Raw genomic sequence first — 17,553 nt, 5'->3', positions numbered from 1 at the left:
GGCATGAACACGTCCTCTCTCCCCGACCTGAGCCCGCTGCAACGCCGTAAGCGGTCCGCCATCCTCGACGGCGCGAAAGCCGTTTTTTTAACTCAGGGTTTCGGCCTGGCAACGATGGACGATGTCGCCGCAGCCGCTGGCGTCGGCAAACAGACGGTCTACCGCCACTTCAAGTCGAAGGAGGCGCTCTTCGTTGGTCTGGTGAGTTCGATGTGCGCTCAGGTGGGTGGACTTCTTGCCAGCGCTCAGGACGAGCAATCCGATGGAGCACCCGAAGTCGAGCTGCGCGAGTTGGGATGGGCGTTGGCGCAAAACCTTATCGCGCCGGATAATCTGCGGCTTTACCGGGCCATCGTTGCTGAGGCCGAGCGTCTTCCGGAACTGGGCCAGGTGTTTTATGAAAATGGTGCAAAGGTCGTGCGAGCGTTCGCCGCAAAAATTCTGCGAGAGCGATTTGACGAAACGACTGCTGCATTGCGGGCAGCGACATTCGTTCAGTTGGTGCTAGGCGACGCGTATCTGGAACTGTCAATTGGCTACACGGTGCCCGATGTTGAAACGCGCTTTGCGCTGCAGATTGACGAGGCGGTGGCAGCTGCACTTCGCTAAGGAGCGCCGCATAAGATTGTCGAGCTACTGCATGCGGAGCGGGCACGTGGAGGTGCCGAATTGCGCACGCGCTCCTCATAACGAGGCGGCGACCCGACGACCGTATGAGGGCGTTCTGCCCCCGCCTTCCTGAGCCCCGCGAATCGAAGGCCGGCAGTTACGCCTTGAAAGTAAGACGCCGAATCCCATTTACCCCTTGTGAAAAAGCGCATTCCTCCCCCTTTGCCGCCTGAATGGCCCTTTCCGCCGAGTCGCGATGTTTCTGGCCGCACCTTTGGCGACCTTGTCGCGCTTCAATATCGCGGCGCCGGCGTCTGGCTCTGGGGGTGCCGGTGTGGCGGCCACGTGACTGCGGAGTTGGAGGCGGTGAAGAGCGGCCGAATGCGGGATTGCGGCTGCCGTGAGCAGCGTCGTGTGTGGCGCTCCCGGCCAGGCTCACCGGCTCTGCGGGGCGGCGAGGTATTCGGCCAGTTGACGACCGATCGATACGCTGGAGATGGCTTGTGGGTTTGCCGGTGTGACTGCGGTGGTAAGGCAACAGTGAGTGCCGGGCGCCTGCGACTGGGCCTGGCGCGTTCGTGCGGCCGCTGCTTCGGCGCTTCGACCGACTGAGCGGCACAGTCGGCTCGCCTTGGTGACGGCATGCGCGGCCGGTTTATCAGACGCCCCACACCGTGTGATGGCCAGAAGTGTCTAATATATTCCTTGGAAGTCGCCAGCGATGTTCTGATATTAGACCTGCCATGCCACCTCCATCGCGACCGGCCCAATACGACCCCGAACGGCGATTCGCGAACGCCCAGAGCGGACGTTCACGAGAGTGAAGAATTGCAGCCGTTTGAGAATCTGTGTAAGCTTGCCGCGCCGCACAACGACAATATTTGGGAGGTTCGTGTATGAAAGCTCTTCGTGAATCGATGTTGAAAAAAACCATCAATACCTATTCGCAAGAGAACCATGACCAACACGAACTACAACCCGTTCCGTTTTTCCACGATCGCACATAGTAACCACGGCTACCTGAGCCCGCTGTCGCGGAACAAAGCTCATGAAATCCTCCGCAGCCTCGTCGCGGATCTTTCCGCAGATGACATCGTGCTGGATGCCGGCTGTGGCAAGGCAGGGCTATTGCGAGACGTGCTTCACATGTCGCCGGCGCGTGGTGTCGGCGTCGATATCAATCAAAGTTTCCTGGTCGAAGCGCAAGCCGCGTTTCGGCAGGACTTTCCAAATGACCCGCGACTGAGCCTGATCAACGCTCCTTTGCTGGAGCACACTCGGCCCGAAGGCGGATCTACGCATGCATTCGGTTCGTTCGAAGAATGCCTGCGTGTCGCGTTTGACTGGCTGAAGCCGAACGGCCGTTTGCTAGTCGCCGACGGGTATTGGAAGCAAGCACCCTCGCAAGACTATCTGGATGCAATTGGCGGAACAGCCGACGAGTTCGTTTCTCACGCGCAGAACGCCCAGCGCGCCAACGCGTTGGGCTACAACCTGCTGCGGACCGCGACCAGTAGTGATGATGAGTGGGATGAATACGAAGGCAGGTACTGCGATGCGATGATGCAGTACTTAGCGACGCATCCTGATGATCCCGACTCGGCAAAGTTCTTGAAGCGGATGCAAGATTGGCATAACTCATACTTGCTGTGGGGGCGCGCAACGCTCGGATTTGGCTACTATTTGCTTTCGCGCACTTAAAACATACAGACTAAAGCTCCCCGGCCGCGCAGCTTTTCGCGGCCGATCTAAATGACCGATTCTGGCCCGACCCAGTCCGATGGCGTTGCACGCTGCTTCAAGTGCCTTCCTCGGGCGCCACTGATATGACGCCCGGCGTAGGGAATACATCAGAGCATCTCTGGTGTCTCAGCGCACCGGCTCGATCTTGAAAGCATCGACCGCTACACCCAGGTCCACGCCTTCACCGCTGCCGCTCAACGCCATCGACGTAGTTCCCTTGGTCAGCACCTGGGCAGTACCGCTACTCCCCGCGCCGGCCGAAGCACCGGCCTGAGCATAACTGCCATACACATCCCTGATGCTGTACACATGGGTAATATCGCCATGGCCGCTGACGTGAAACTTGCCGGCCGTCAGGCCGCCGCCGTGCACGCTGATCGTGACAGCGGCCCTTTGCCCATTACTACAACTTACTTTGCCGCGTCCTTCGGCATGCTGATAAATCGCCGACCATCCGGACATGCTGAAGGTCAGATGGCATTTTACCGGCGCGCCTGCCTGAGCCGGGGTGGCGGTCAAGCCCGTCAGCGCACCCACGCACAGCAACGTGGTGGCGGTCGATACAAGGGTATGCTTGCTCATCGAAGTCTCCTGGCACAGGAACATAGGCTGTTTAGTATAACTGTCATTCGCAATGGGTCGGCTGACGGACAGTCAAATGTCCATGCGACAGTGCGGGCGCACGGCGGTTTATGGCCAACCCGGTCCCGTTCCGAATTTCCGTGAACGACCCAACGCGAACTTTCATACTTCGACTGAACTAATCCGACGTTCGCTGTTCGACCGCCGATGCCAGCATTCTTCACCGATTTTTGATGCGGCTGCTGGGGTAACCCGTTGACCTCTCGTGTGAGTACGCGTGGGGAATCGCCGGAATCGCTTATGGTGACGACCTTCCTCTCTGGCAGTGGCAAAGCGAGTTCCTAAACCGGGCCAACGCTCCTCAAGTTGGGCTAACGCCAGGCCTTCGTGAATTCGCCGATCACGCGCGCGAGATGCGCCTGCATCGCCGTGCGCGCAGCGGTCGCGTCGCGCGCCATGATGGCCGAAAAGATGCGCTGATGGTCTTCCTGTGAAGCCGCGCGCAACGCGGGCGTATGGAAGTGCTCCTCAATCTTTTTCCACAACGGGTCGGCGCGGGAGTTGTCCCACATCGCGGTCACCACGAGGCGGAGCACTTCGTTTCCCGTCGCCCGCGCTATCGACAGATGGAACTCGCGGTCAGCCGCTTCGTTCACGGCCTTGTCGTCCATGTTTTCGCGCATCGCGCGCAACGCAGCGAAGAGCCGGTCGAGGTCCGAATCCTTGCGTTCAGTCGCGGCGAGCGCCGCGATTCCGCTTTCGATCACCACCCGCGCGCGCAGCGTCTCGATCGGGCCTGGCCCACGTGGCAGTTCGAACGAGACCGACCGCGCCTCGGGTGCTTCGGCCACATAGATGCCCGACCCTACACGCACCTCGACCACGCCCTGCACTTCCAGCGCGATAATCGCTTCCCTCACCTGCGTGCGGCTCACGCCGAAGCGCTCGGCTAGCGTGCGCTCGGAAGGCAGGCGGGCACGCGGCCCGACGTCGCCAGCCTCGATCAGATCGTAGATCTGTTTTGCCAGCCCGACATAGGAACGGTCGGCCGCGTCCGCATCGGCGGCCCGGCCGGTTGGCGTGCGCGAAAGATCGGCCATCCAGGATTCCCGAAATCGTCGAAGCCGCCCGGCGGCGGCTGAAGTTGGCCGAAATGGTACACCAATTTTATGTAACGCCGAGTCTGTCGGCTGCAGGCTTTAACCGTCAAGTGCAGAAACGGCGCCGGTTTCAGCCCGATCTGGCCGTACTCCGGGGCGCACTGGTAAACCACTATCGCGTGCGGATTGGTATGCCAGTACTGTCGGATAGGGAGCGTAGGCGCATCCTTCGTTTCGCTTCGAGGGGACGCCTTTGAAGAGGTCATTCCGTTGGTTCGGCGAGGCCGATTCAGTCCCGCTGCAGCACATCCGCAAGATTCCCTGCGATACGCACACCGTGTCGGAAATTCACGACGAGCCATGTGCGCTGGCAATCGGTAAGTTCAATCCAACACAGGAGACAACATGCTTTCAGGAATCCAGGTGCTTCGAGCGGCGGCGACCGCGACATTGGCTCTGTGCGCAAGCACGGCTTTCGCACAGGCATCGATCGTTTCCGGGCCGCCCAGCGATCCCACGTGCATGGTCCCATGGAAGAGCGACACGAAGTTCGTCAAATATCCGAAGAAGAGCGGGCCCTACCGGATCGCACTGGTGAACGGCTATATCGCGAACACCTGGCGTATCCAGATGATCAAGACGGCCAAGGCCTATACGGCGCAGCCGGCCGTCGCCGCGAAGCTCAAGGAATTCAAGGTCGTCTCGACCGGCGAGGACGTGCCGGCGCAGATCTCGGCCGTCAACAACTTCATCGATGCCGGCTATGACGCGATCATCGTTGACGCGCAGAATCCCGCCTCGTTCGGACCCGCGATCCGCCGCGCGAAGAAGGCCGGCGTCGTGCTGATCGCGTTCGACAACACGCTCGACAGCGAAGACGCGATCAACGTCGACGTCGATCAGTACGGGCTCGGCGTGCTGTGGGCCAACTGGCTCGCGTCGCATCTGTCCAGCGGAGGCAAAGTGCTCGAGGTTCGCGGGGTGGCGGGCACCTCGGTCGATACCGACCGGCACAATGGTTTCCAGAACACGTTGAACGCGACCGGCAAGAAGTGGAACGTTGTCCAGGTCTACGGCAAGTGGGACGATGGCGTCGCTCAAAAGGCCGTGGCCGACGCGATTGCCGTGCAGGGCCATTTCGATGGCATGTCGGCGCAAGGCGGCGACACCGGTGTCGTGCGCGCGATGCTCGATGCGAAACATCCTTTCGTGCCGTTCGGCGGCGAAACGGAGAACGGCTTTCGCAAGCTCTGTGCGCAGTATGGAAGTCAAGGCCTGAAGTGCACGTCGGCGGGTAGCGGTCCTGCGCAGGTGGCCGTGGCGATCAAGACCGCGCTCGCTGCGCTGGACGGCCAGACGATCCCGGTCGCGATCAAGCTGCCGCTCGACGTCACCGACGATTCGAAACTGAAGGCTGGCGTCAACTATTTCCCGGATGAATCCGACAACTTCTTCGTCGGCAACTCGTTTCCGACTTGCGGCATCAATTTCTCGGCGCAGGAAATCATGAAGCAGAGCCAGGGCAACCAGTGACCGGGTTGGTTCTGTGACGTAACGGCAACATCTTGCATGGGATTGGAGTAAGCGCTAAAGCGCTAACTCCGATCGACCGCACTTGCATGGGATCGGAGTAAGCGCTAAAGCGCTAACTCCGATCGACCGCACTTGCATGGGATCGGAGTAAGCGCTAAAGCGCTAACTCCGATCGACAGGAGACGAAGCATGCGGCAGGACGAGGAGCAGCCGTTCTTTCAGATGTCGGGCGTGTCGAAAAGCTACGGCGGCGCCGTCGCGCTGGATAGCGCGGATATCGCGGTGCGGAGCGGCCGCATCCATGCGGTCCTCGGCGAGAACGGCGCGGGCAAGTCCACGCTGCTGAAGGTGATGTCCGGTGTCGTGCAGCCGGACGATGGAACGATGCACCTCGATGGTCGTCAGGTCTCCTTCGCGTCGCCCTCCGAGGCGAACGCGGCCGGCATTGTCTGCGTGTATCAGGAGCTGTCGCTGATCCCTGATTTGAGCGTGGCGGACAACATCTTCGCTTCGAACCCGCCGCGACGCTTCGGCATGATCGACCGCCGGACCCAGCGCCGCCAGGCCGAGGACGCGCTCGCCCGTGCGGGCGCGGGCGACATCAATCCGCTCGCGAAAGTCCGGGACCTGCCGCTGTCGCGCCAGCAGATGGTCGAGCTCGCGAAGGGGCTTGCGCACGAGCCGCGCATCCTGATCCTCGACGAGGCCACGTCGGCGCTGACCGCGGCCGACGTGGCGCGTGTCATTGAAGTGCTCAAGCGTCTGCGCGACGAGGGGCTCGCCCTGCTCTTCATCTCGCACCGGATGCACGAGGTGAAGGCGCTCGCGGACGAATGCACGGTGTACCGCAACGGTCGTCATGTGATGAGCTTCGAGGCGGGTACGCGCAGCGATAATGAGGTCGTCGAAATGATGATCGGCCGGAAATACCAGCACGCATTCCCGGACAAACCCGCGGACGACCCCGGGCGCCGCCTCGCCGCCGAACCGGTTCTCGCCTGTCGTAATCTCGCGTGGACCGACACGCTTCAAGGCATCAGCTTTTCGCTAAAGTCGGGTGAAATTCTCGGGCTCGGCGGCCTCGACGGGCAAGGCCAACGCGAACTGCTGCTCGCATTATTCGGTGTCTTGCGCGGCTGCACGGGCAAGATCGAGATCGACGGCAAGGCCGTGTCGATCACGAGCCCCGTGGTCGCGCGCGCCAACCAGATCGGTATGGCACTGATCCCGGAGGACCGCAAAACCGAAGGTCTGATGCTGCCGATGTCAGTGCGCGAGAACCTGTCGTTTGCCGCGCTCGATCGCATGTCCACCGCGGGCGTGATCGATCGCGACCGCCAGCAGTCGTTCGTCGACCGCATGATGGAGCTCCTCGCGATCAAGTCGTTCAGCGTCGACGCGGCCGTGGGCTCGCTGTCGGGCGGCAACCAGCAGAAGGTGGTCATCGCGAAGTGGCTGATCCGGCAGCCGAGAATCCTGCTCCTCAGCGATCCGACGCGCGGCATCGACGTCGGCACCAAGCAGGAGATATATCAGCTGCTGAGGCGCCTCGCCGACGAAGGCGCCGCGATCGTTTTTTATTCGACCGACTATGACGAGCTGATCGGCTGTTGCGATCGCGTGCTCGTGCTTTACGAAGGCAGGATCAAGAAGGAACTTGTCGGGCCGGAGATCACCGAGCAAAACCTGATTGCAAGTGCGCTGGACCTGCCCGTCGGCCAGGTTTCGCCTTCCATTGGAGTCGCGCCATGAGCGGGCTGCGTTACTGGTATGCGGAAAATCGCGGGACGACGTTCGCATTCGGCCTGTTCGTGCTGATGTTCGCGATCTACCTCTTCAACTATCCGTCGACGTTGTCGGCGAACGTCTTTCAGACGGCAGCGAACAAGGCGGTACTGCTCGCGCTGGTGTCGATGGGCCAGGCGCTGGTCGTGCTGACGGCCGGCATCGACTTGTCGATCGGCATGACGCTCGTGCTGACGAATTGCGTTGGATCGTGGATCGTCACGGGCGACGCGCTGCACAGCGCGCTCGGCATCGCCGGCGTGCTCGCGGCCGGCGCACTGTGCGGCGCGCTAAACGGCATCATCATCATTTATGGCCGTCTGCAGCCGATCGTGACGACGATCGCGACGGGGGCCGTCTATTATGGACTGGCGCTGCTGCTGCGCCCGGTTCCTGGCGGATCGATCAACGAGGACCTCGCCGACGCACTGACCGGCAAGGTCGCCGGCGTCGTGCCGGCGAGTCTGCTGATTCTGCTCGCAGCTGTGGTGATCGTCTGGATTCCTTTCAAACGTTCGGTGATCGGGCGTGCGGCGTATGCGACCGGCTCGTCCGAATCCGCGGCCTTCCTGTCCGGCATGCCGATCCTGCGCGCGAAGTTCGCGAGCTATACGCTGGCCGGCCTGCTCGCCGCGATCGGCGGCCTCTTTCTGACGTTCTTCACGGACACCGGAGAAGCGAGTCTCGGCAGCGCTAACTCATATGCGCTGTTTTCGATCGCCGCCGTGGTCATCGGCGGCGTGTCACTGCTCGGCGGCAAGGGCAGCGCGATCGGGGCGATCTTCGGCGCATTCGCATTCCGCTCTATCGGCGACCTGCTGTTCGTGTTCAACGTCGATGCGCTGTGGCAGCCGCTGTTCCAGGGTGTGATTCTGCTGCTTGCTGTCGCGATCGGAGCGTGCGGGCTGTTCAGGGTGCGCAACCGTCTGGAGTGGTTTCAATGAGCGACGTTTCCGCAACCAGCTGGACCACGTTCGTGTCGAGGCTCACGCGCAAAATCGACCGGCCGATCGTTATCGCGTTCGCGTGCATCGTCGCGCTGCTGCTCGTTGGCGGGATGTATTCGCGGAACTTCCTGTCGCCGGAATACATTCTGCTGCAGCTGAAGGTCGGCGCGTTCCTCGGCATCATCGCGACCGGCCTGATGATGGTGATACTGCTCGGTCACATCGACCTGTCGCTGCCGTGGACGATCACAGTCGGCGCGATGATGGCGTGCGCCGTCGCGGGACACGGCGAACTCGGGCGCATCCTCGCGATTCCAGTCGGGATCGGTTGCGGCGTGCTGATCGGCATCGTCAACGGCATCCTTGTCGCGCTGCTGCGCATTCCGTCCATGATCGCGACGCTCGCGACCAATGCGGTCGCGCAGGGCATCATGATCGTCTACACGGGGGGATCGTCGCCGCAGGATTCCGCGCCACACGTGATGCGATGGCTCGCTGCGGGCTGGCTCGTACCGGGCGTGCCGAATGCCGTCGCGCTGTGGGTGCTGATCGGCGGCGTCACGATGTTCCTGCTGTCGCGCACGACCTTCGGCCGCACGCTGTACGCGATCGGCAACACCGAACGCGCAGCGTATCTTTCCGGTATCAATACGCGGCTCGTGACAGTGGCCGCTTTCGCCGTGTGCAGCGCGTTCGCGGCGTTCGGCGGCGTGCTGCTCGCGGGTTATGCGTCGAAAGCGGCGCAGTCGATGGGCGATGCTTACCTGTTGCCGGCGATCGCGGCGGTCGTGCTCGGCGGCACGTCGATTCTGGGCGGCCGGGGTTCGTACCTCGGCACGGTGGCCGGCGCGATCCTCATCACGCTGCTGCAGTCGATCCTCTCGGTCGCGCAGATGCCGGAGGCGGGGCGCCAGATCATCTACGGCGTGGTGATCGCGGCGATGCTGCTGCTGTACGGGCGCGGCAAGCGGGAGGCGTAGGAAGAAGCGGCTGTCGTTTGCTGTTTGGCTGCGCTCTATTCCGAATGCAGGACCTGGGCTACCGTTGCAGATGACCTAACCCGTGTTTGTTTATGCCGATGACCCGGTTACGGTGTTTGATTCGGCTGTTGCTCGATTACTCCGAACCGGCCCATACCGCGATACGTCTCATAGCCGGGTGTCAGCGCATATCCGACAAGCGATCCCCTGGCCGTACGGTACGTTCCGATATCAGCAGTATTCGGCGGCGGGTCGAAGCGCATATTCTCGCGGCTCGCTGTTGCGGAGGAGGCGATCACTTGACCACTTGCGTCAAGGATCATGCAGCGCGTCCGCTCTCGTTCGCCAGCGGTCAACCGGACGCTATTCACGACGGTCGACGCCTGCTTCGCCCAATCGAAGAACACGGCCAGAACGCCGACGACTTTTCCGTCACTCGCACCGTCCTGTCGGACCGCCGTCGCGTATGTGGCAACTTGCGCGCCCTTCAATTCCGCGGCTATGTCAACGTTGGCCGTATATTTGACGATGTTCAACAGCGCTTAACGGCTGCAAGACGCGCGTCAACCCCTCGCGACCATCACCTTGTTCTCGTGTTTGATACCGCCAAGCTCAAAGTACGCTATCCCCTCCTGCGTCATCCCACGGGAATGATAGAAAGAGATTGCCTTTTCGTTTTGAGAGTTAACGATGAGCCAGATTGCACGATTTCCAGTTTTTGCCTCTGCAATGCCTCTGGCATGGATCAGCAATGCCGATCCGATTCCACGACCGGAAAATGAGTCCTGGATGTAGAGTGTTTCAATCTCGATGGAAACGTCCGCATGGTACGAACCAAAGCGCATGACAATATACCCGGCAAGATTTCCTTCTGCCTCGGCAACCAACAGAACGGCACCTGGATCGTTCACCAGGGTCAGGATTTTTCCAGGCGTAAATGTCGTCAGGATATATTGCGCGATGACCTCAGACACGCCCGCCGCTGCATAGGTATGCACCCAAACATGTGCGCCAAGCACCGCGATACGTGCTGAGTCTTCCGGCCTAGCTGTTCTTATCGAATGCGTAGCTTCCATCTTGTTCGTTTTTCAGAGTCCGTTGGGAACGGTGGGTGTCGACGATTCAAGGGCGTACGTCGACCCGCCGAATATGGTCGGTGGCTGCCTGACGGCAATCGACAGCACGCGATCCATTCCGGTCCCTCGTTTTTGCTTTAAAGCGGCCGCTCATGCGCCGAAAACCCCTGCCTCGTCTAGCATCTCGATCAGCCCTTCCGGATAGATAGTCTCGGTGGTGATGGACAACTCCTCGCGGCTCCACCATTGGTGATCCGCCATCACTTCCATCTCTTCCGCAGTCCAACCGTGACGTGAAACGGATTCCGTGTCCGTGTTCACGACGAAATACTGTTCGACCGCGAGCACACGCTCGCCATCTGCCAACAGCAAGGGCACTTCGCGCCGTCCGACCGGCGCGGATACCCGTGCCACTCGAATGCCTGTTTCTTCACGGAGCTCTCGTATCGCAGCGTCTGCGAACGTCTCGCCATGCTTGACACCACCGCCCGGCGTTGCCCAGTAAACCTTGCCCGCTAGCACGCCAGTCCTGTGCACGAACCGGAACAGCAACACTCGCCGCTTTGGAGTGGTGATCAGTAGCCTGGCCGAAGGACGTTCGCGCATGGGATTCATTCGGAAGTAGATGTCAGTGGAAGTAGAGTATGCATCGGGAAGCGACCCGTTTCGGTTCTCCATCTTTCTCCAAAGCGGACGCTGCGCTCGCGTCAATTAAGGGCGGGGATCGATACATTACAAAGTGCTCATCTTTCGTCACGACCGAAAAACTGAGTTTTTTGATAAAAGCCTACCGCTAGTTGATTGCACAAAAAACGTGACACGGTCAATGACTGGTTGGACTCGGCTACGCGTGACGTCAAGTTTGCCAGCGGGCAATGCCGCTAGCGACAAGCGCACGCAAGCAACAACCGTGAAAATACAATATCGTTCGCCTTATCTAACCGGTCTACCGCCGTCCCCCTCCATCCGGCAGGACAGATGCAATAAGCATCATTTGCTATGCCTATTGGGGTACCTCATTCCTTTTGGGGTGATTAACCAAATCTCCTTGACGACGCACTTTTCTCGATTTACATTTTGTTGTCGATATCTTCAGACAAGAAAATTCATATACTTCACGGTTTGCTTTCATTTTCCATGCATTCGTCAGCGGAAAATGCTTTCGGCTTGAAATATTTTGGCTGACTTGTCTAGGATGCTATCCGGTGTTTTCCTTAATCACTCTACGGAAGAAAAAATGCAAACAATGTCCGTTGAAGAGATTAATGCAGTCGGCGGGGGTAGTCGCTCCACGACGCTTGTTGAGCGACCGTCTTTTTCCATAATTTAGAGTCGCGAATCACCTCCATAAAGTATGAAAAATATGTCTGCGATAAAAATTGCGATATTACTTATATGGACCGTATTTGCATCGATACTCGCGTATTCCGATTTTTGTATTACAGGAACAAGGTGATGACCGGAGAAGTCGATTTCGGTTTTTTCTTTCTATTAATCTGCCTGCATTTTTCTTATGGTGCGATTGTACTCAAAAAAATACTAACAGGAAAAGAAAGTTCGCACCAAAGAGATCTCACTTCGCTTTTGATTTTTATTTTCTTTGTTGGAATATTTTCAATCGGAAGCGCGTCCGCGATTAGCAGTCATTTCTACATGACTTTAATGATTGCCTTTGGTGCGGTCTTGCTCGTGGCTAAAAAATTCCGATAAATTTCTGCCTATCAAAATTTCGACGGTGACATTTCGATCCACTCTCTTTCGAGTCTAAGCGTTGGGGGCGCAGTGTTCGCAGACCGCAGGCGAAATCATCCTAATTCGCCCAGTCTCATTCGCCTCCCTCACGGCACTCTCGCTTTGCATGGCCATCGGCGTCGCTTTATTCATTGCGTTCGCTAGCTACACAAGGCGCATTTCCGTTGAAGGCTGGGCGTTGCCCAACCGGACATCGGCGCCTGGACGATCGGCACGGTAATCGCGAGCCTCGCAAGCAGATCTTCCGAATGGAAAGAAAAGTTCATTGCTGTCCTCCTTACGGGACCCGCGCGCTTATGTATGTCCGAGCCCGAAACATCCCACACTCATTGTGCAGTGGTTTGAGGACAACGACACGATCGGGAGCATTTAGGCCCCAAGGCACCTAGGCGTTCGCCAGCCGCGACCTAGCTGGCCACCGTCAGCACCGCGCGGGACGCCGTGCCATACTTCCGGATCGTACCGACCCATATTTCAGTGATAGTGATGATCCCCTCTTCCACGTCCATCGGCTTTAACCTGAACCCGCTCGAGCGCCGCTCGGACAGGCGGGACGACCTCGCCTTCATCGAGCAGCTGCGCAGCGACCCGGCCGCGCGCTTTCTCGTCTTCGACGGCGACATCCCCTTGCTTAAGCGCGGCAGCGAGCACGACGTGTGGTTCCTTGAGAGCGAAACGGCTGCCTTCGGCCAGCCGTCTCATAGCGTTTTCCTCGGGGAGGAAAGCGACGGCAGCGGACGCTTCGCGCTCGGCTTCACACTTGGCCTCGCGCCAGAGGATCCGTCGCGAGGCGCGGTCCACGATCGCATCGACCTTCGCTCGATCGCGGTGCAGGGCCTCGTTGCGTCTGGGACGCTCGGAATACTGGGCGAGGCGAAGTCGATGCTCGACTGGCACCGCCGCCACTCCTTCTGCGCAAACTGCGGCTCTCCAAGCCGCGTCGCGGCGGCCGGCTGGCAACGCATCTGCGATGTTTGCGGCGCACGTCATTTCCCGCGGGTGGATCCAGTCGTAATCATGCTGGTGATCGATGGCGAGCGGTGTTTGCTCGGGCGTCAGCGCCACTTCGGCCCGGGAATGTATTCGGCGCTTGCTGGTTTCGTTGAACCGGGGGAAACCGCGGAAGACGCCGTGCGGCGCGAAGTAATGGAGGAGGCTCGCGTGAGGTGCGCACAGGTGGTCTATTTCGCGTCGCAGCCGTGGCCGTTCCCTTCATCGCTGATGATCGGCTGCTTTGCACAGGCGAGCGATACCGAAATCGTCGTCGATACGGCGGAGCTCGAAGACGCCCGCTGGTTCTCACGCCAGGAAGTCGCGGCGATGCTCGCGGGAACGCATGCGAGCGGGCTGTCGGCGCCCAAGCCGTTCGCCATCGCCCATCATTTGCTGCAGGCGTACGCCGCTAAGGGTGCCTCGGTATTAAGTGGCTGAGCGCATCGCGGCAAGAGCAGCGTCTAAACACCAGCCAGCGCCGGCAGCTCTACGTCGTACGACACACGCTCGCGCCCGCTGCTGATCTGCGGCTGACGTTCCACGTGGTTCAGACGCGGCGCGCTCTCGACGTGCATCGAGACGCGCGCTGAATAGCGAGCGTTTTTCTTCTCGAGAATGGCCTGGCTCAAAAACCCGGCGCTATACGCTTTCAGCAAGTGCGGATGGTGCGCTTCGATATACGCGGCAATCTGCGCCTCCTCACCGTCGATCCTGGCTACTAACGCCAGCGTGCTCGCATCCCAACGGAAGCGCAGGCCGAGTTCATCGAATGTGCTGTTATAGGCGCACAGTTGCGCCTCGACTTCCGCATCATGCGCGCTGTCGCAAACATCCAACTGGTACGGGCTCATGGTCGTCTCCTTGAGGAAAGTGGCATGACCCAGAATAGGTCGGCGCATGAATAAACAATAGTTAAAGTTATTTCGATAAACGATAGCTCTTTACTTATACATCCGTTCCTCGCTGACAAAAAGCAACGAAACCTGGTGCCTGGACAGCCGCGCTGCCCTTCTCACAGCGCCACAGCCAGAAGCGGCAAACCTATCCATTAGGTATGCCTAATACAAACCATAAAATGTTTTAACTTTCACTTATTGCTGTTCTCGCGCAGCATCCCTCTGACGCGCTCTACGACAAACACCTTTCACCCAGTTGCCGTGCGATCGACGAGCAAGGGTTTTCGTTAGTGCAATTTCGTCTGGCCGACCATTGGCGCTTCATTGCCCCCCGGCAAACGGGCTATGAAGCGATTCGATCACGTAGGTCCAACGCGCCGTTCGAGCGCGACGGAATATAGAGGAGACGAAAGACATGGGACATTCCAACGTACCCGGGCGAAACAGCACGGCATTCTGGCATCACCGCTGGATGCAACTGGCGATCGGCATCGTGTGCATGGGCCTCGTCGCGAATCTTCAATATGCGTGGACACTGTTCGTTGTACCGATGGACAACGCCCACCATTGGGGCCACGCGGCAATCCAGACCGCGTTCACCGTCTTCATCGTCACCGAAACCTGGCTCGTGCCCGTCGAGGGTTGGCTCGTCGACAAGTTCGGGCCGCGCCCGGTTGTGATCGGCGGTTCCCTGTGTGCGGCGCTCGGCTGGATCATCGACGCGCATGCGAGCAGTCTCGCTGAGCTTTACGTCGCAGCAGTGATCGCGGGCATCGGTGCGGGTTGCGTGTACGGCACCTGCGTCGGCACGGCACTCAAATGGTTTCCGGACAAGCGCGGTCTCGCGGCCGGTTTGACCGCGGCAGGTTTCGGCGCCGGCGCGGCCGTCACCGTAATTCCAATCGCCAACATGATCCAGCGCTCAGGCTACGAGCACACGTTCATGTTCTTCGGCATTTTCCAGGGCGTTTCTATTCTGCTGCTCGCCACCATGCTGGTACGGCCGAAGCCGCCCTCAACCGCGATCGCAGCCAAACGCGTGGTCGCAAGCAAGATCGACTACACGCCCGGCGAGATGATCCGTTCTCCTCTCTTCTGGGTGCTGTATCTGATGTTCGTGTTCGTTGCGGCCGGCGGCATCATTGCGACCGCGCAGCTAGGGCCAATCGCGAAGGAATACGGCTTTGCCAAGCTGCCGGTGAATCTGCTGGGCATCACCCTGCCGCTGCTCACCATGACGCTGTCGATAGACAATCTGTGCAACGGCTTTACGCGTCCGTTGTGCGGTTTTCTGTCGGACCGCATTGGCCGCGAGAACACCATGTTCATGATCTTTCTCGGCGAAGGCGTCGCGCTGCTGGGACTCATGCAGTTCGGCCACAACCCGTACGCATTCATGTTCTTCGCGGCCGCCGTATTCCTGTGCTGGGGCGAGATCTTCTCGATCTTCCCGGCGACGTGCGCGGACACGTTCGGCAGCAAATACGCCGCGGCCAATGCGGGGACGCTCTATACCGCGAAGGGTACCGCGTCGATGCTGGTGCCGATCGCATCGGTGCTGTCGGCGAGCGGCGGCTGGAGCACCGTGTTCATCTCAGCGGCGGTGGTATCGATCGCGGCGGCCGTGTCCGCGAAGTTCATCCTCGCACCCATGAGAAAGCGCTGGATCGAGAACTCGGGCGCGCCGGCCAGCGTAGTCATCGCTGAAGCGCGGCTGCAGCCGTCGCCCGGCGGCTCGCCTGAATAAACAACAACACGAGCGCGCAGCTCACGACAAACCCCATAACGTCCCGCGACCAAGGAGAGACAACATGGCAGAAGCCGACAGCCCCACAACAGAAAATACGCTGAAACAACAGGCAAACGAGACGACTGACGGATTCCATCTCGTCATCGATGCGCTGAAACTGAACGACATCAACACCATCTTTGGACTGGTCGGGATCCCCATCACGGACCTGGCGCGCCTTGCCCAGGCGGAAGGGATGCGTTTTATCGGCTTTCGTCACGAACAGCACGCGGGCAACGCAGCGGCCATTAGCGGTTTCATGACGCAGAAGCCGGGTATCTGCCTGACAGTGTCGGCACCGGGCTTTCTCAACGGCCTGACCGCGCTTGCCAACGCGACCACCAACTGCTTTCCGATGATTCTGATCAGCGGCTCGAGCGAGCGCGAAATCGTCGATCTGCAGCAAGGCGATTACGAAGAAATGGATCAATTGAATGCGGCCAAGCCGTACGCGAAGGCCGCGTATCGCGTGCTGCATGCGGAAGATATTGGCATCGGCGTGGCGCGTGCGATTCGTGCTGCAGTGTCGGGCCGCCCGGGTGGCGTGTATCTGGACTTGCCGGCCAAGCTGCTCGCGCAAACGCTGGACGCTGTGAAGGCGCAGCAGTCGCTGGTCAAAGTGGTCGATGCCGCGCCGCGTCAGTTGCCGGCGCCGGAATCGGTCAAGCGTGCGATTGATGTGCTGAGGAGCGCCAAGCGTCCGCTGATCCTGCTCGGCAAGGGGGCCGCGTATGCGCAGGCCGACGCGGAGATTCGCGCGTTCGTCGAGCAAAGCGGCATTCCGTATCTGCCAATGTCGATGGCCAAGGGCCTGTTGCCCGATACGCACGAGCAATCGGCGTCGGCGGCGCGCTCGTTCGTGCTGCAGGAAGCAGATGTCGTCGTGCTGATCGGCGCGCGTCTGAACTGGCTGCTCTCGCATGGCAAGGGCAAAACGTGGGGCGCGGAACCTAAAAAGTTCGTCCAGGTTGATATTTCGCCGACCGAAATCGACAGCAACGTCGCGATTGCCGCGCCGGTGATCGGCGATATCGGCTCGTGCGTGGCGGCATTGCGCGCAGGCCTCGATACGGGAATTTCGAAGCCGAGCACCGAATGGATCGGAGCGATCGCCGAGCGCAAGAGCAAGAACCTTGCAAAGATGGCCGCCACGCTCGACAAGAACCCGTCGCCGATGAATTTCCACAGCGCGTTGCGTGCGATCCGCGATGTGCTGAAGACGCGCCCGGACATCAACGTCGTTAACGAAGGCGCGAACACGCTCGACTACGCGCGCAGCATCATCGATATGTATGAGCCGCGCAAACGCTTCGATTCGGGCACGTGGGGAATCATGGGCATCGGCATGGGCTTCGCAATCGGTGCGGCGGTGACGAGCGGCAAACCGGTTGTCGCGATCGAAGGTGACAGCGCCTTCGGTTTCAGCGGCATGGAACTCGAAACCATCTGCCGTTACGACTTGCCGGTTTGGACGATCGTCTTCAACAACAACGGCGTGTATCGCGGCACCGACGTGAACCCGACCGGCGGCAAGGACGTCGCGCCGACCGTGTTCGTGAAGGGAGCGCGCTACGACAGGATGATCGAGGCATTCGGCGGTGTCGGCCACCACGCGACCACACCGGAAGAACTGACGAGAGCGCTGCTTGAAGCAATCGCATCGGGCAAGCCGACCTTGATCAACGCCGTCATCGATGAAGCCGCGGGCACCGAAAGCGGCCGCCTGACCAATCTGAATCCGCAAAGCGCGGCGATGAAAAAGTGATCC

Annotated in this window: 16 protein-coding genes; 10 read left to right on the top strand and 6 right to left on the bottom strand. The window is 60.0% G+C overall.

The window, feature by feature from the left end:
- Positions 1 to 3: 3 nt before the first annotated feature.
- Positions 4 to 609, top strand: coding sequence for a TetR/AcrR family transcriptional regulator (locus P3T40_RS21260; protein WP_429269701.1), 606 nt, complete (start codon positions 4 to 6; stop codon positions 607 to 609).
- A gap of 957 nt (positions 610 to 1,566) precedes the next feature.
- Complete coding sequence (locus P3T40_RS21255) at positions 1,567 to 2,310, top strand: SAM-dependent methyltransferase (RefSeq protein ID WP_429269700.1); 744 nt, start codon at positions 1,567 to 1,569, stop codon at positions 2,308 to 2,310.
- Between the two features lie 168 nt (positions 2,311 to 2,478).
- Here the strand turns inward: P3T40_RS21255 and P3T40_RS21250 are convergent, their stop codons facing one another.
- Both P3T40_RS21250 and P3T40_RS21245 read right to left on the bottom strand, forming a co-directional pair.
- On the bottom strand, positions 2,479 to 2,934 hold the full coding sequence (locus P3T40_RS21250) for a hypothetical protein (protein WP_429269699.1): 456 nt from the start codon (positions 2,932 to 2,934) through the stop codon (positions 2,479 to 2,481).
- Between the two features lie 371 nt (positions 2,935 to 3,305).
- Complete coding sequence (locus tag P3T40_RS21245) at positions 3,306 to 4,034, bottom strand: FadR/GntR family transcriptional regulator (protein ID WP_429269698.1); 729 nt, start codon at positions 4,032 to 4,034, stop codon at positions 3,306 to 3,308.
- 405 nt (positions 4,035 to 4,439) lie between these two features.
- Here P3T40_RS21245 and P3T40_RS21240 point away from each other — a divergent pair, with 405 nt between their 5' ends.
- The 4 genes from P3T40_RS21240 to P3T40_RS21225 all read left to right on the top strand — a co-directional run bounded on the left by P3T40_RS21240 (position 4,440) and on the right by P3T40_RS21225 (position 9,279).
- On the top strand, positions 4,440 to 5,567 hold the full coding sequence (locus P3T40_RS21240) for a sugar ABC transporter substrate-binding protein (RefSeq protein WP_429269697.1): 1,128 nt from the start codon (positions 4,440 to 4,442) through the stop codon (positions 5,565 to 5,567).
- Between the two features lie 189 nt (positions 5,568 to 5,756).
- Positions 5,757 to 7,319, top strand: coding sequence for a sugar ABC transporter ATP-binding protein (locus P3T40_RS21235; protein ID WP_429269696.1), 1,563 nt, complete (start codon positions 5,757 to 5,759; stop codon positions 7,317 to 7,319).
- On the top strand, positions 7,316 to 8,296 hold the full coding sequence (locus tag P3T40_RS21230) for an ABC transporter permease (RefSeq protein ID WP_429269695.1): 981 nt from the start codon (positions 7,316 to 7,318) through the stop codon (positions 8,294 to 8,296). The genes P3T40_RS21235 and P3T40_RS21230 overlap by 4 nt, the downstream gene beginning before the upstream one ends.
- Positions 8,293 to 9,279 carry an ABC transporter permease gene (locus P3T40_RS21225; RefSeq protein ID WP_429269694.1) on the top strand — a complete coding sequence of 329 codons (987 nt, stop codon included), beginning with the start codon at positions 8,293 to 8,295 and terminating at the stop codon, positions 9,277 to 9,279. The genes P3T40_RS21230 and P3T40_RS21225 overlap by 4 nt, the downstream gene beginning before the upstream one ends.
- A 107-nt stretch (positions 9,280 to 9,386) precedes the next feature.
- Here the strand turns inward: P3T40_RS21225 and P3T40_RS21220 are convergent, their stop codons facing one another.
- The 3 genes from P3T40_RS21220 to P3T40_RS21210 form a co-directional block, all read right to left on the bottom strand.
- Entirely contained in the window at positions 9,387 to 9,770 is a 384-nt protein-coding gene (locus P3T40_RS21220) for a hypothetical protein (protein ID WP_429269693.1), read from the bottom strand.
- A gap of 72 nt (positions 9,771 to 9,842) precedes the next feature.
- Positions 9,843 to 10,355, bottom strand: a complete 513-nt coding sequence (locus P3T40_RS21215; protein ID WP_429269692.1) for an N-acetyltransferase family protein — start codon at positions 10,353 to 10,355, stop codon at positions 9,843 to 9,845.
- Positions 10,356 to 10,505: 150 nt separating this feature from the next.
- Positions 10,506 to 10,961: an NUDIX hydrolase gene (locus tag P3T40_RS21210; RefSeq protein ID WP_429269691.1), complete on the bottom strand. Its 456-nt coding sequence runs from the start codon at positions 10,959 to 10,961 to the stop codon at positions 10,506 to 10,508.
- Between the two features lie 849 nt (positions 10,962 to 11,810).
- Between P3T40_RS21210 and P3T40_RS21205 the strand changes: the two genes are divergently transcribed.
- Positions 11,811 to 12,065: a hypothetical protein gene (locus P3T40_RS21205; protein ID WP_429269690.1), complete on the top strand. Its 255-nt coding sequence runs from the start codon at positions 11,811 to 11,813 to the stop codon at positions 12,063 to 12,065.
- A gap of 528 nt (positions 12,066 to 12,593) precedes the next feature.
- Entirely contained in the window at positions 12,594 to 13,538 is a 945-nt protein-coding gene (gene nudC, locus P3T40_RS21200; protein WP_429269689.1) for an NAD(+) diphosphatase, read from the top strand.
- 23 nt (positions 13,539 to 13,561) lie between these two features.
- Here the strand turns inward: nudC and P3T40_RS21195 are convergent, their stop codons facing one another.
- The gene (locus P3T40_RS21195) at positions 13,562 to 13,951 is read right to left on the bottom strand and encodes a hypothetical protein (RefSeq protein WP_429269688.1); all 390 of its coding nucleotides are present in this window, start codon (positions 13,949 to 13,951) and stop codon (positions 13,562 to 13,564) included.
- Between the two features lie 460 nt (positions 13,952 to 14,411).
- Here P3T40_RS21195 and oxlT point away from each other — a divergent pair, with 460 nt between their 5' ends.
- Positions 14,412 to 15,743 (top strand): oxalate/formate MFS antiporter, encoded by a 1,332-nt coding sequence (gene oxlT, locus P3T40_RS21190; RefSeq protein WP_429269687.1) that lies wholly within the window; start codon positions 14,412 to 14,414, stop codon positions 15,741 to 15,743.
- Positions 15,744 to 15,807: 64 nt separating this feature from the next.
- Positions 15,808 to 17,550, top strand: coding sequence for an oxalyl-CoA decarboxylase (oxc, locus tag P3T40_RS21185; protein WP_429269686.1), 1,743 nt, complete (start codon positions 15,808 to 15,810; stop codon positions 17,548 to 17,550).
- Positions 17,551 to 17,553: the final 3 nt, after the last annotated feature.

Origin of the sequence: Paraburkholderia sp. EB58 (genome assembly GCF_050436665.1) — a bacterium.
Taxonomy (GTDB): domain Bacteria; phylum Pseudomonadota; class Gammaproteobacteria; order Burkholderiales; family Burkholderiaceae; genus Paraburkholderia.
The sequence above is the reverse complement of the archived record's forward strand: the minus strand, read 5'-3'. Positions and strand labels throughout refer to the sequence as shown.

What these genes read in the sequence shown, in the direction of transcription:
- P3T40_RS21260 (WP_429269701.1), top strand. Translation starts at nt 4, where the DNA reads ATGAACACGTCCTCTCTCCCCGACCTGAGCCCGCTGCAACGCCGTAAG.
- P3T40_RS21255 (WP_429269700.1), top strand. Translation starts at nt 1,567, where the DNA reads ATGACCAACACGAACTACAACCCGTTCCGTTTTTCCACGATCGCACAT.
- P3T40_RS21250 (WP_429269699.1), bottom strand. Translation starts at nt 2,934, where the DNA reads ATGAGCAAGCATACCCTTGTATCGACCGCCACCACGTTGCTGTGCGTG.
- P3T40_RS21245 (WP_429269698.1), bottom strand. Translation starts at nt 4,034, where the DNA reads ATGGCCGATCTTTCGCGCACGCCAACCGGCCGGGCCGCCGATGCGGAC.
- P3T40_RS21240 (WP_429269697.1), top strand. Translation starts at nt 4,440, where the DNA reads ATGCTTTCAGGAATCCAGGTGCTTCGAGCGGCGGCGACCGCGACATTG.
- P3T40_RS21235 (WP_429269696.1), top strand. Translation starts at nt 5,757, where the DNA reads ATGCGGCAGGACGAGGAGCAGCCGTTCTTTCAGATGTCGGGCGTGTCG.
- P3T40_RS21230 (WP_429269695.1), top strand. Translation starts at nt 7,316, where the DNA reads ATGAGCGGGCTGCGTTACTGGTATGCGGAAAATCGCGGGACGACGTTC.
- P3T40_RS21225 (WP_429269694.1), top strand. Translation starts at nt 8,293, where the DNA reads ATGAGCGACGTTTCCGCAACCAGCTGGACCACGTTCGTGTCGAGGCTC.
- P3T40_RS21215 (WP_429269692.1), bottom strand. Translation starts at nt 10,355, where the DNA reads ATGGAAGCTACGCATTCGATAAGAACAGCTAGGCCGGAAGACTCAGCA.
- P3T40_RS21210 (WP_429269691.1), bottom strand. Translation starts at nt 10,961, where the DNA reads ATGCGCGAACGTCCTTCGGCCAGGCTACTGATCACCACTCCAAAGCGG.
- P3T40_RS21205 (WP_429269690.1), top strand. Translation starts at nt 11,811, where the DNA reads ATGACCGGAGAAGTCGATTTCGGTTTTTTCTTTCTATTAATCTGCCTG.
- nudC (WP_429269689.1), top strand. Translation starts at nt 12,594, where the DNA reads ATGATCCCCTCTTCCACGTCCATCGGCTTTAACCTGAACCCGCTCGAG.
- P3T40_RS21195 (WP_429269688.1), bottom strand. Translation starts at nt 13,951, where the DNA reads ATGAGCCCGTACCAGTTGGATGTTTGCGACAGCGCGCATGATGCGGAA.
- oxlT (WP_429269687.1), top strand. Translation starts at nt 14,412, where the DNA reads ATGGGACATTCCAACGTACCCGGGCGAAACAGCACGGCATTCTGGCAT.
- oxc (WP_429269686.1), top strand. Translation starts at nt 15,808, where the DNA reads ATGGCAGAAGCCGACAGCCCCACAACAGAAAATACGCTGAAACAACAG.